Source organism: Pseudomonas sp. FW305-3-2-15-E-TSA4 (assembly GCF_058787295.1).
Map to the genome: position 1 here is coordinate 59,865 of NZ_JBYSZP010000010.1, position 12,241 is coordinate 72,105.

The window sequence follows — 12,241 nt, forward strand, 5'->3', positions numbered from 1 at the left end:
GTGGTGAGGGGATTTATCCCCGATCGGCGGCGCAGCCGGCGCAGTTACTGCAAATTCCATATAGCTGGGAAAATGCTGGGGAGTGCTGGGGAGTGCTGCGCACTCCATCGGGGATGAATCCCCTCGCCACAGGGAATCAGGCACTCAGCACCGAGCGAATCATCTGCAACAACGCCTCCGGGCCATACGGCTTGCCCAGCAAATGCGTGTCCGGGCTCAACTGGTGGTTGCGCGAAATGATGTCGCGGGTGTGGCCGGAGGTGAACAGCACCGCCACCGGTGGCGTCTGCACCTTGGCCCACGCCGCCAGATCGGAGCTTTTGATCAGCCCTGGCATCACCACGTCGGTGAAAATCAGATCCACTTGCGCGCCGTCCAGCAGCAACTGCATTGCCACGTCGCCATTGCTCGCAGTCAGTACCCGGTAGCCTTCCTCGCGCAGCAATTCCACTGCCGAGGCGCGCACCGCGTCGTTGTCTTCAACCACCAGAATGGTCTCGTGGCCGCCGCTCTGCTGCGGGTCGACGCTCGGCGTCTCATCGAGGACCGGACGCAGGCTGCGCGGAAAGTACAGTTGCACCCGCGTGCCTTCGCCCACGGTGCTGTCGATCTCGACGTGGCCGCCACTCTGTTTGACGAAGCCGAACACCATACTCAGACCAAGCCCGGTGCCCTGGCCGTCGGCCTTGGTGGTGAAGAATGGCTCGAACACCTGCTCGAGCATTTGCGGCGCGATGCCGACGCCGGAATCGCTAACCATCACTCGCACGAAATCGCCGGCAACGATGCCTTTGCCCGCGCAAAAAGTGCTGTCCAGCCGAGTATTAATGGCACTGAGAACAATCGTGCCCTCGCCTTTCATCGCGTCCCGGGCGTTGATCGCCAGATTGAGAATGGCGTTTTCCAGTTGATTGCGGTCGACGTTGATGTGCCACGGGTCCTGCGGCAATTGCACGTCGATCTGAATGGTTTCGCCCAACGCACGCTGCAGCAATTCACCGACTCCGTCGAAGATCTGCCGCGGATCGCACACCGCCGGCGACAACGGTTGGCGCCGGGCAAAGGCGAGCAGTTGCGACGACAGCTTGGCGCCGCGCTCGACCGCTGCCAGCGAGGCGCTGACCCGGCGTTGCACGTTGGCATTGTCCGGCTCATGCCGCGCCAGCAAATGCAGGTTGCCGGCAATTACCTGCAGCAGGTTGTTGAAATCGTGGGCCACGCCGCCGGTCAGTCCGCCGATGGCTTCAAGCTTCTGCGACTGGCGCAATTGCTCTTCCGCCGCCAGCCGGGCATCCACTTCGTTAGCCACCCGCTGCTCCAGGTTGCGCGTGAATTTGAGCAGGGATTCTTCGGCAATCTTGCGTTCATGGATGTCGATCAACACCCCGGGGAAACGAAACGGCGCGCCGTGTTCGTCGAACTCGCAGGCGCCACTGGCGAGCACCCACAGGTAGCTGCCGTCCGCGCGCCGCACGCGGTATTCGGCGTTGTACGGCTCGCCGGTCTGCAGCGAATGACTGACCCGATCATGCACCCACGCCAGGTCGTCCGGATGGATCCGCGACTCATTGACGGATTGCGGCAGGTTGCTCAAGTCCTGATCCGGCGGATAGCAAAAGGTCCGGGCGAAACGCTCGTCGGCCGACAGCACATTGTTCTTCACGTCCCAGACGAACGAGCCGAGCAAGGCCCCGGCATTCAGCGCCAGACGCACCCGTTCGTTGTCGGCCCGATAAGCGTCTTCTGCCGCCTGACGCAGGCGCTCGGAACGCACCAACTCGGTGGTCTCGACCACCATCGCCATCACTCCTGAAGGCACGCCGTCATCGTTGGCCACCGGGCTGTAATACAGATCCATCCAGACATCTTCGGGCACGCCATCGCGCAGCAGCACCAGTTCCTTGTTGCGGTAGGACAAGGTGCCGCCCGCCAGACAGGTGTCGACCACGTGCCGGTTGAACTCGGCGACTTCCGGCCACCCCAGTTCCACCGGTGCGCCTAGCAGATACGGGTGGCGACCACCGGCAAACTGTGAGTAGGCGTCGTTGTAGATCATGTAGCCGGCGTGGCCCCAGAGCATGACCATCGGCAAGGGCGAGGCCAGCATCAATTGCACGGTGCTGCACAAGCTGGCAGGCCAGGTGTCGAGCGGGCCGAGTTCGGTGAGGCGCCAGTCGAACGCGCAAATGCGTTCGGCCATCTCGCCTTTCCAGCCGTCACAACCGTGGCTATCGGATAAAAACTGCATCGATTGACTCGGTGTCCTGTGGTGTTTGCCCGATACATCGCGACGGCAGAACGCCGCGACGCCCGTCTGTTTCGAGCCTCATCGGCCGTAATGGTTTCATTAGAGGTATAGCCGATTTCAGACCAGGCCCGGATCAGACCCCGATCAGGTGCTTGAGGGGATGGTAGCCAGTTTTCATCTTCGCCGCGACGTCGAGAATCGCCTTCTCGATGCCGTTCAAATGCGTGCAGGTCAGTTCGATGGCGGCGCTCTGATCGCCCGCCTCGATGTATTCGATCAGGCGCAGATGTTCGTTGTCACGGCAGGCTTCATGGCTGTCGTCATCCAGTGCAGCGACATACAGCGAGGCGCGGGAAATCAGCTTCTGGAACCAGTCGAGCAGCACCGGGTTGTTGAGGCTGCGCGCCAGTTTGAGGTGGAACTCGCCGAGCAGGTAAATCAGTTGCTCGTGATCGCCTGCCGCGTGGGCTGCGTCCTCCAGTAGCAGGTGCTCGCGCAAGACCTGCATGGCGGCGGTGTCCTTGCGCCGACAGAGTTCGGTGACCATGCCGATTTCGATCAGACGCCGGGTTTCGAACAGCGAGCGGATCTCTTCGTTGCTGGGCAGCGACACCGATGCACCTTTATTCGGCTCGGTGGTGACCAGCCCCTCGGCTTCCAGTTGCTTGAGCGCGGCGCGTACCGACGTGCGGCTGACATTGAACAGTTCGGCCAAGGACGCTTCGCCCAGCTTCATCCCCGGACGCAGCGAACGCTTGCTGATCGCCTGGTAAACCCCTTGGTAGACGCGGTCGACCGTGGTTTCCAGTTTCTTCTCGGTCATTCGAACACTCCTTTAGCCTCGGGCAAACACGGTGTTGCAGCGTTATTCGCCGTTTGCGCAGATAAGTGTGGCGCAGGATATCGCCTTCGGCGTCGAGATGCAGGGTCTGGATACGATTGGTCGGCGGGATGATTTCGATTTGCCGACCCGCTCATTGCAAGCGTGGACGGAAGCAGCGGGCGGTGGCGAGCGGTTTTGGCGGTCGCCAAATAAATCGGCTGCGAAACGCCTTCCCCTTGTGGGAGCGGGCTTGCTCGCGAATGCGCCGGGTCAGTAAAACATTTGGCGACTGACCCACCGCATTCGTCGGAACGCCGCCCGGAGCAAGCCCGCTCCCACAGAGGATTTCAGGCGTGCCGGTAATTGTCAGTCAGTACCGTATTTCGGCGAGCGCGGGCCGTACAACAGGCCGGCGTGCTGACCGGCCGACAACAGGCGATTGCTCGCCACGCCGGCAATCGGATACCCGGCGTCGGTCGAACTGTTGATCACCTGCTTCACCGCGGCGGTGATCAGCATGCCGACCAGGCCGCCACCACTGTTATTGCCGCCCTCTTCGCTCGACGCCCGTGCCGAACCGGTCCACAGCGTGGTGCCGGATTTCAGATCGACCAGCTTGGCGGTGGCGGTTACCGCGGTTTCGCTGCTGATCACCATGTAGCGCGTACCGTACTCGGTCACGGTGATGTACAGCGCAGCGTCGGCGCCGAAGATTTCCTTGAGCTTGTTGGCCGGCGCCTGATGGATGTCATCCGGGGTGGTCAGGCCGTTCTGGCGGAAGGTTTCGTCCACCAGGGTGATCGGCAGCACGTAGTAACCGGCTTCGGCCAATGGGAACGTCACCTGCGACAGCAAGCTGTAGGAAGCCTTGACGTCCGGCGAGGTGTTCAGCGGTGGCAGCACCAGAATGGTCTTCGGCCGTGCCTGTTTGTACGCCGAGTAATCCACGGTTTTCGGCGCGACGCAGCCACCGAGCACGGTCAGGGCCAAACCGGCGGCCAGCAGTTTCAGGGTGCGCGAGATCATTTGGCGTCTCCGGTCTTGGCGTTTTTAAGCAGAAAATCCATGTATGGGCCGGACTCGGGGAACAGCGCTTTCTCGGTGCGGAACTGCTGCACCATCTGATCGTCCTTGCCCATGCTCAAGTACAGCAGGCCCAGGTGCGCGTGGTAGCCCGGCGGCACCGCCTTGCCGGTGGAACGGATCTTCTGCAGGTCGCGCTCCAGCACTTCGGCCTGGGCTTCTTTCGGCTCTTCGCCTTTGAAGTATTCGTAGACCTGCGGTTGGTAGTCTTCCCACTGGTACAGGGTTTTCGGGCTGCTGCAACCGGCCAGCAAGGCGCTGGCGGCCAGCGTCAGGGCCAGCAGCGACCGCGACAAAGTCAGATTCATGGGTGTTGCTCCTTGCAATGAATAACGATCAGTTGCCCGGTTTCCAGGCACCGGCGTTCATGCCATCGACCAGACGATTGATCGCCTCGCGCATGGCCAGATCGAGGACTTTGCCGTTGAGGGTGGAGTCGTACGCAGCAGTGCCGCCAAAGCCGATGATTTCGCGGTTGGACAAGGCGTATTCACCGGCGCCCTGAGTCGAATACACCACTTCGGAGGTGCTGATGTTGACGATGTTCAGGTTGACCTTGGCGTAGGCGACCTGGGTCTTGCCACGGCCGAGAATACCGAACAGCTGGTGGTCGCCGGTTTCCTTGCGGCCGAACTCGGTGACGTCACCGGTGACCACGTAGTCGGCGCCCTTGAGGCGCTGGGCCTGGCCCTTGATCGCCGCTTCCTGCTGGATCTCGCCCATGTTGTCGCGATCCAGTACCGAGAAACGGTTGGTCTGCTGCAAGTGAGTGATCAGGATGGTCTTGGCCTGGCCGCCGAGACGATCAACACCATCGGAGAAGATCCCGCGCATGTAGCTGGAGCGGTTATCGAACTTGCCCACCGCCATCGGCACGCGAGCACCGGTCCAGACTTGCGTGGCGCTCTCGACCTTGGCCACCGGCAGTGCGCGGGAGCTTTCGGTGGCGCACCCGGCAAGGGAGCCGGCGATAGTGCCGAGCACGGCAATCGCAACGCCTGAGACCAACATCCGGGAGATCATTCTCACTGTGCATTCCTTCTGAAAAAAAACGGTGTGTCCCGGCACGGCTACGCGGTGGGGAGCGGAAAAGGGGCGGCATTATGACAAAGTGCCACCATTGGTGACAGAGATTTTTGACGCCAATCAATTGGCTTGCTTGGACACACACAAATCCCCCCTGTGGGAGCGGGCTTGCTCCGGGCGGCGTTCCGACGAAAGCGGTGTGTCAGCCACTTATTTGCCACTGACACACCGTCTTCGCGAGCAAGCCCGCTCCCACAGGGGGGATATGTGGTGTTTTGGAGTTTAGTGAAAGTCGCGGCTCTGCACGCGGATGCCATCCAGCAGCGGACTCAGGTCGCTCAGCCGTCCGGCGATCAAATGCCGTACTTCGCCCTCCCGCTCCCAGCGGCCATCGACCTTGAGCAATTGCGAACCGACCAGCACCTGACGCTGGCGCTCGGCCAGATCGCGCCAGACCACCACGTTGACGTTGCCGAACTCGTCTTCGAGGGTGACGAAGGTCACGCCGCTGGCAGTGCCCGGTCGCTGCCGCCCGGTGACCAGCCCGGCGATGCTCACCGGCCGACCATGCTCGACGTCCAGCAACTCCTGAGAGCTGCGGCAACGCCGGGCCTTGAGTTCGCCACGCAGCAGCGCCAGCGGATGCGGCCCCAGCGTGGTGCCGATAGTCGCGTAATCGGCCTGCAGATCTTCGCCGACACTCGGTTTGGGTAGCAGCACATCGGGTTCTTCCTGACTTGGCAAACCGGCAAACAGGCCCAGCTGTTTCTGCACCCCGGCCACTTCCCAACGCGCACGATGCCGATGGCCGGCCATCCCACGCAACGCCCCCGAATCGGCGAGCAACGCTTGGGCGCGACTGTCGAGCGCGGCCCGCTCGCCCAGATCGGCGACATCGGCAAACGCCCCGCGCGCCCGCGCCGCCTCGATGCGCCGGGCGTCGTCCTCGCGAAAGCCCTTGATCATCCGCAGGCCCATGCGAATCGCCGGTTGCGCGCCGCTGATCGGTTCCAGACTGCAATCCCAGTCGCTGGCGCGCACGTCCACCGGACGGATCTGCAACTGATGCCGGCGCGCGTCCTGCAGAATCTGATCCGGGCTGTAGAAGCCCATCGGCCAACTGTTGATCAACGCGCAGGCGAACGCCGCCGGTTCGTGGCACTTGAGCCAGCAACTGGCGTAGGTCAGCAAGGCAAAACTGGCAGCGTGGGATTCGGGAAAGCCGTAACTGCCGAAGCCCTTGATCTGCTCGAAGATCTGCGCGGCGAATTCCTCGGTGTAGCCGTTTTTCTTCATGCCGGCGGCCAGTCGCGCCTTGTGCGGCTCCAAGCCTCCATGGCGTTTCCACGCGGCCATCGAGCGACGCAACTGATCGGCCTCGCCGGGGCTGTAGTCGGCCGCAACGATAGCGATCTGCATCACCTGTTCCTGAAACAGCGGCACGCCGAGGGTGCGTTTGAGCACCACTTCAAGTTCCGGCGAGGGATAGGTTTCCGGTTCTTCCTTGTTACGCCGGCGCAGGTACGGATGGACCATCCCGCCCTGAATCGGCCCCGGGCGGACGATCGCCACCTCGATCACCAGATCGTAGAACTTCGCCGGTTTCAGGCGCGGCAGCATCGACATCTGCGCCCGTGATTCGATCTGGAACACGCCAATGGTGTCGGCACGGCTGATCATCTCGTAGGTCGCTTTGTCTTTATCAGGGATCGTCGCCAGGCTGAGATCCAGATGGCGATGACGGCGCAGCAAGTCGAAACAACGACGGATGGCACTGAGCATGCCGAGGGCGAGGATATCGACCTTGAGCAGCCCGACCGCATCGAGGTCGTCCTTGTCCCATTGAATGATCGTGCGCTCGGCCATGGCGGCATTTTCCACCGGCACCAGCGTGTCCAACGGCTGTTCGGAAATCACGAAACCGCCGGGGTGCTGCGACAGGTGTCGGGGGAAGCCGATCAGTTGCCCGGTCAGGCTCAGCACTCGACGCAGCACCGGGCTGTCGGGGTCGAAGCCGCCTTCTAGCAAGCGCGCCAGCGGCGGTGTTTCGTCGCTCCAGTGGCCGCAGCAATCGGCCAGTGCATTGATCTGATCCGGCGGCAGCCCAAGGGCCTTGGCCACGTCACGCACCGCCCCGGCAGCGTGGTAGGTACTGACCACCGCCGTCAGCGCCGCACGCCGCCGGCCATATCGGCGAAACACGTATTGCAGGACTTCTTCGCGGCGTTCGTGCTCGAAGTCGACGTCGATGTCCGGCGGCTCGTTGCGCTCTTTCGACATGAAACGCTCGAACAGCAGCGTGGTGCGATCCGGGTCGATCTCGGTGATACCCAAGGCAAAACACACCGCCGAATTGGCCGCCGAACCGCGGCCCTGACAGAGAATCTGCTGATCGCGGGCAAAGCGCACCACGTCGTGCACGGTGAGGAAGTAGCTTTCGTAGCCGAGCTCGGCGATCAGTTTCAGCTCATCGTCGATTTGCTTGAGCACTTTGGCCTGCGGCCCTTTTGGCCAGCGCCAGGCAATGCCTTCTTCGGTCAGTTGGCGCAACCAAGAACTGCCGGTGTGCCCCTGCGGCACCAGCTCCTTCGGATACTGATAGCGCAACTCGCTCAGTTCGAAAGTGCAGCGCCGCGCCAGTTGTACCGAGGCGTCGAGCAACGCCGGCGGATAAAGCTCACGCAACACCTCGAGGCTGCGTAGATGGCGCTCGCCGTTGGGGTGCAGGCGCAATCCGGCCTCGGCCACCGGGACGTGATGGCGGATCGCGGTCATGGTGTCCTGCAGGGCGCGCCGGCCACGGGCGTGCATGTGCACATCGCCGCTGGCCACGGCGGCAATCTGCAACTGCCCGGCCAGACTCAGCAGTGCCGCCAGCCGCCGCTGATCGTCCTGCCCGCGATGCAGCTGCACCGCCAGATACAGGCGCTCGCCGAAAGTCTGCTTCAGCCAACGGCCCTCCTCCACGTCATCGATGCTGTCCGGCACCCACACGGTGAACAACCCCGGCAACGGCTCGTTGAAGTCCTCGCGCAGCACCTGGTACTGGCCCTTCTGTGTACGCCGCCGGGCCTGAGTGATCAAGCCGCACAAGGCCTGATAGCCCGCAAGATTTTCCACCAGTAGTAGCAGTTTCGGGCCGTTGTCGATGCGTATTTCGCTGCCGATGATCAGCGGCAGCTCTACCGATTTCGCCGCTTGCCAGGCCCGGACGATCCCGGCCAGGGTGCACTCGTCGGTGATCGCCAGCGCCTGATAACCGTGTTTTTTCGCCCGCTGAAACAGCTCAAGGGCACTGGAGGCACCGCGCTGGAAACTGAAATTCGACAGGCAGTGCAGCTCGGCATAGTCGTGGTTCATGCAAACCAGCCCTGCAGCCACAACGGACCGCCCTCGCCCACGGCCCGATAGGCCCAGCCCTGCTGACCGGCGCGGTTCTGGATCAGGTAGTAATCGCGGCGCACATCATCACCGTCCCACCAGCCGGACTCGATGCGCTCCGGGCCCATGAGAATCCGCGCCGAACCTTCCGGCACACTCTGCGGTTCGCCGAGCAGCCAGCCCGGACGCTGCACACTCGGCAAACCGCTGCAACGCTGCTTGTCGACGCCGTTCTGCCACGCACATTCGGGGCGGTGGTCGGCCTGAAAGCGCAGGCCCTGCACCGCGTCATCGCCGAGCCGTGCACGCAGACGTTCGCGCAATTGCTCCCAAGGCAAGGTCTGTTGCGGACGGTCATCGAACAGTTCCTGAAACTGCGGCACGAAACTCGGCAGGTCTTCGGCACGCAGGCGAAAGCCGCGCACCGGGGCCTCGACCTGGACTTGCTCCAGTCGCCCGCGGGCCAGTTCGAAGAGCATCGCCGGATCGCGCTCGGCGCTGAGCAGGCCGACCTTGATCAGCGTGTCCGGCAGCCCGGCGTGCTCCAGATGCAAGTCGAAACGCTGCACGCCGCTGTCACGTCCGCAGAGGAACGCCGACAGGTCAGCGGTCAAGCGGCGTAACGGGAACAGCAGCGCCTGATGGGATTGCACGTCGAAATTCAGTTCGATGCGCACATCGAAACGATCCGGCGGCAGATAGAACGCCAAGGCCAGCGGCCGTGCACCGAACAGGGTGTCGAGATGCTTGAGCATCGACGCTTCGAAACGCCGGGCCAGGGCCTGACGCGGCAGGCTCTGCAGTTGTTTCAGGTTGCGCAGGCCCATACGCATCAGCGCGGTGGCGACCTGCGGCTCCAGCCCGACGCGGTCGACAGGCAACTGCCCGAGGTGATGCTGCAGGGCTTCACCGTCAGGTACCACCAGACCGTCGTAGGCATTGGCCAGCACCCGCGCCGCCACCGGATTCGGTGCGGCGACGATGCGATGGCGGAAACCCAGCTCGGTCAGCTCCTTGCGCAGCCGCGCTTCGAACTGCGCCCAGGAGCCGAACAGGCCCAGGCTCGACTCGATCTCGAACACCACGGTACGCGGATAATGCACGCTGACCTGCGCGCTGAAACGATAGGCCCACGCGGCGAGAAACTGCTGCCAGTGCTCGACCTCGGCGAGGTCGTAATCGGCGGTGGCAAAGCCTTTGCTTAGGGCCTGCGCGGCGGTCATCGACTGGCCGGCGCGCAAGCCTAGTTGACGCGCTGCCGGATTAACCGCTTGCAAGACCCGGCGCTGGGCCGGGCCACTGAGCAGCACCAACGGCTCAGCAGGATTGGCACGCTGACGCAGCACGGCGTCGAGGGCCAATTGCGGGAACAGGATACACACCCAGCGCATGACGACCTCAGTGCCCCACGGCAAACGCAATCGGCGCCGTGCGCGCCAGTCCGCCACGGCACTTGAGCACGCGCAACTGGGCCGGTCTGGCGTCGATGGCAATACGCAACGCGGCCGGCGACGGGTTGATTGCCTCGCTCAGCGGGCGCCAGGCAAACGCCAGGGTCTGGCCGGTTTCCGCCGCCACCTGCAAACGCCGCAACGCTCGGTCATCGGCCTTGTGCGGCCAGCACAGCACCGCGCCGCAACTACCCGAACGCAGGCATTGCTCCGCCGCCCACAAGGCATCGCGTTCGCTGGCCTGAATCACCGACAACTGGCGCAGATCGACCCCGGCGTTCGCCCACGCCTGCGGGTACGGCACGAACGGTGGCGCCACCAGCACGATGCGCTCGCCCGCCGCCGACAGCCGCGCCAGCGTCGGCCACACCAGTTGCAGTTCGCCAACACCGGGGCCGGCCAGGAGGATTTCGCTTAGCGCCGCTTCCGGCCAGCCACCGCTGGGCAGTGCCGCATCCAGCGCGGCATGCCCGGTGGGTTGCGGGCTGGCGGCCGGTGGCGCAGGCCGGCCCTTCCAGACCTGGCCGCCATTGAACAGCGTATCGAGTGCAACGACGGCGCCCATCAGCCTTGCCTCACCAGACCGCAGAACACGCCTTCGATGGCCAGGTCCTGATCGTCGCGCACGACAATCGGCTGGTACGCCGGGTTGCGCGGCAGCAGGCGCACTGTAGCGCCGACACGCTCGAAGCGTTTGATCGTCACTTCGCCGTCGAGGCGCGCCACCACGATCTGGCCGTTGAGCGCTTCGGGATTGCGCTTCACTCCCACCAGATCACCGTCGAGAATGCCGTCCTCGATCATCGAATCGCCCTGCACCCGCAGCATGTAGTCGGGCGCACGGGAGAACAGCGCCGGGTCGAGCATCAAGCGGTTATGGATGTCGGCATCGGCACCGATCGGCGCACCGGCAGCCACCCGGCCGAGCACCGGAATGTCGAGCAGCTCCGGGCGCGGCGCTTGCCCGAGCAGGCGAATGCCCCGGGCCTGATGCGGATTGACCTCGATAAACCCGGCTTCGGTGAGCGCCAGCACATGCTTGCGCGCCACGCTGCGCGAGGCAAAACCAAAAGCCTCGCTGATTTCAGCGAGGCTTGGGGGCTGACCGTGTTCGGCGATGCGTTCGCGGATAAAGGTCAGGATGGCGGTACGGCGGGGAGTGAGATTAGTCATGGAGTACATTTGTACTCTTTCGCCTTTTTGCTGGCAATGACCGCCAGTCAGTTCAATCCGCGCTCGGCCAGAAATGCCGAGATGTAATCGATGAACGCCACCACTTTAGCCGTGGCCCGTCGATGGCTGGGGTACACCGCAAGAATATGCGGGCCGAAGCTGTCAGGGTCGATTTCATAATCAGCCATGACCCGCACCAGACGTCCGTCGGCAATGTACGGCGCGGCGCTCCACAGCGGCGTGTGCAGCAAGCCGCGTCCGGCCAATGCGCTGGCCAGCAGCAGGTCGTAATTGTCGCTGCGCAAGCGCGGCGCCGTCGGTTGCGCCAGGCTCAGCCGCTGACCGTCGCGCTCGGCCCACCAGAACTCGCGGCTGAGCAACGGGTGCTGATACAGCAGCCATTCATGCTGCTCAAGAGTTTGCGGATTCACCGGCAAACCCTTGCGCGCCAGATAGTCCGGGCTTCCGCACAACGCCAGCCGATTGCTGCCGACCACCCGGGCGATCAGCCCCGGCAAGTCGTCATGGCCCTCGCGCAAGGCCAGGTCATAGCCGCTTTCCAGCAGATTGACGAACGCGTCGCACAGGTCCACTTGCAGGCTGATCTGCGGGTATTGCTGCAAAAAGCCGTCGCACACCTGATCGAGAAACGCCCGCCCGTACGCCAACGGTGCAGTGATTTTCAGGCTGCCGCGCAGACCGTGCTGCAACTGCTCGATCTCCTCGCTGGCCTCCTCCAGCCGCTGCAACACCAGCCGCGCGGTTTCCAGATAAACCCGGCCGATTTCGGTCAGCAGAATCCGCCGCGTGCTGCGTTCGAACAGCCGCGCACCGAGTTCCGTTTCCAGGTGATTGACCGCTTTGGTCAGGGCCGAAGGTGTCTTGCCCAGTTGCTCGGCCGCGCGGCTGAAACTGCCAAGTTGCGCGGTAACCACGAACATTTTCAGTGCACCCAACTTGTCCATGCTTTTTCCATTCAGGCAAAAACGTTTTTCGTGAGGGAGGCGTTCTGTCGGCCAGTGTCAGCCACTAATCTGGCCATCAGACGCAATAACA

10 protein-coding genes and 1 pseudogene are annotated in these 12,241 nt (G+C 63.3%); 1 reads left to right on the plus strand and 10 read right to left on the minus strand.

From position 1 onward, the window contains the following. Positions 1–136 precede the first annotated feature (136 nt). Both AC3WMV_RS15270 and AC3WMV_RS15275 read right to left on the minus strand, forming a co-directional pair. Positions 137–2,248, minus strand: a complete 2,112-nt coding sequence (locus AC3WMV_RS15270) for a hybrid sensor histidine kinase/response regulator (RefSeq protein ID WP_103367866.1) — start codon at positions 2,246–2,248, stop codon at positions 137–139. 133 nt (positions 2,249–2,381) lie between these two features. Continuing rightward, entirely contained in the window at positions 2,382–3,071 is a 690-nt protein-coding gene (locus AC3WMV_RS15275; protein ID WP_027613675.1) for a GntR family transcriptional regulator, read from the minus strand. 91 nt (positions 3,072–3,162) lie between these two features. Here AC3WMV_RS15275 and AC3WMV_RS15280 point away from each other — a divergent pair. Further along, positions 3,163–3,270, plus strand: a pseudogene (locus AC3WMV_RS15280) (flavin reductase family protein); the annotation flags it as partial. Between the two features lie 167 nt (positions 3,271–3,437). Here the strand turns inward: AC3WMV_RS15280 and AC3WMV_RS15285 are convergent. The 8 genes from AC3WMV_RS15285 to AC3WMV_RS15320 all read right to left on the minus strand — a co-directional run bounded on the left by AC3WMV_RS15285 (position 3,438) and on the right by AC3WMV_RS15320 (position 12,150). Next, positions 3,438–4,097, minus strand: a complete 660-nt coding sequence (locus tag AC3WMV_RS15285) for a DUF799 domain-containing protein (RefSeq protein ID WP_027613674.1) — start codon at positions 4,095–4,097, stop codon at positions 3,438–3,440. Beyond that, entirely contained in the window at positions 4,094–4,462 is a 369-nt protein-coding gene (locus AC3WMV_RS15290) for a DUF4810 domain-containing protein (protein ID WP_003225593.1), read from the minus strand. The genes AC3WMV_RS15285 and AC3WMV_RS15290 overlap by 4 nt, the downstream gene beginning before the upstream one ends. A gap of 28 nt (positions 4,463–4,490) precedes the next feature. Beyond that, entirely contained in the window at positions 4,491–5,177 is a 687-nt protein-coding gene (locus tag AC3WMV_RS15295) for a CsgG/HfaB family protein (protein WP_167734216.1), read from the minus strand. 285 nt (positions 5,178–5,462) lie between these two features. Further along, on the minus strand, positions 5,463–8,561 hold the full coding sequence (locus AC3WMV_RS15300) for an error-prone DNA polymerase (RefSeq protein WP_207264406.1): 3,099 nt from the start codon (positions 8,559–8,561) through the stop codon (positions 5,463–5,465). Beyond that, the gene (locus tag AC3WMV_RS15305) at positions 8,537–9,952 is read right to left on the minus strand and encodes a Y-family DNA polymerase (protein ID WP_103367868.1); all 1,416 of its coding nucleotides are present in this window, start codon (positions 9,950–9,952) and stop codon (positions 8,537–8,539) included. Before AC3WMV_RS15305 ends, AC3WMV_RS15300 begins: the two co-directional genes overlap by 25 nt. A 7-nt stretch (positions 9,953–9,959) precedes the next feature. Continuing rightward, positions 9,960–10,577 carry a translesion DNA synthesis-associated protein ImuA gene (imuA, locus tag AC3WMV_RS15310; protein ID WP_007968686.1) on the minus strand — a complete coding sequence of 206 codons (618 nt, stop codon included), beginning with the start codon at positions 10,575–10,577 and terminating at the stop codon, positions 9,960–9,962. Further along, positions 10,577–11,194, minus strand: a complete 618-nt coding sequence (gene lexA / locus AC3WMV_RS15315; RefSeq protein ID WP_027613669.1) for a transcriptional repressor LexA — start codon at positions 11,192–11,194, stop codon at positions 10,577–10,579. Before lexA ends, imuA begins: the two co-directional genes overlap by 1 nt. Positions 11,195–11,232: 38 nt before the next feature. Continuing rightward, entirely contained in the window at positions 11,233–12,150 is a 918-nt protein-coding gene (locus AC3WMV_RS15320; protein ID WP_103367869.1) for a LysR family transcriptional regulator, read from the minus strand. Positions 12,151–12,241: the final 91 nt, after the last annotated feature.

Bases quoted from the DNA above. Each gene is read 5' to 3' on its own strand.
- AC3WMV_RS15270 (WP_103367866.1), bottom strand. From the start codon at position 2,248: ATGCAGTTTTTATCCGATAGCCACGGTTGTGACGGCTGGAAAGGCGAG.
- AC3WMV_RS15285 (WP_027613674.1), bottom strand. From the start codon at position 4,097: ATGATCTCGCGCACCCTGAAACTGCTGGCCGCCGGTTTGGCCCTGACC.
- lexA (WP_027613669.1), bottom strand. From the start codon at position 11,194: ATGTACTCCATGACTAATCTCACTCCCCGCCGTACCGCCATCCTGACC.
- AC3WMV_RS15320 (WP_103367869.1), bottom strand. From the start codon at position 12,150: ATGGACAAGTTGGGTGCACTGAAAATGTTCGTGGTTACCGCGCAACTT.
- AC3WMV_RS15275 (WP_027613675.1), bottom strand. From the start codon at position 3,071: ATGACCGAGAAGAAACTGGAAACCACGGTCGACCGCGTCTACCAAGGG.
- imuA (WP_007968686.1), bottom strand. From the start codon at position 10,577: ATGGGCGCCGTCGTTGCACTCGATACGCTGTTCAATGGCGGCCAGGTC.
- AC3WMV_RS15305 (WP_103367868.1), bottom strand. From the start codon at position 9,952: ATGCGCTGGGTGTGTATCCTGTTCCCGCAATTGGCCCTCGACGCCGTG.
- AC3WMV_RS15295 (WP_167734216.1), bottom strand. From the start codon at position 5,177: ATGATCTCCCGGATGTTGGTCTCAGGCGTTGCGATTGCCGTGCTCGGC.
- AC3WMV_RS15290 (WP_003225593.1), bottom strand. From the start codon at position 4,462: ATGAATCTGACTTTGTCGCGGTCGCTGCTGGCCCTGACGCTGGCCGCC.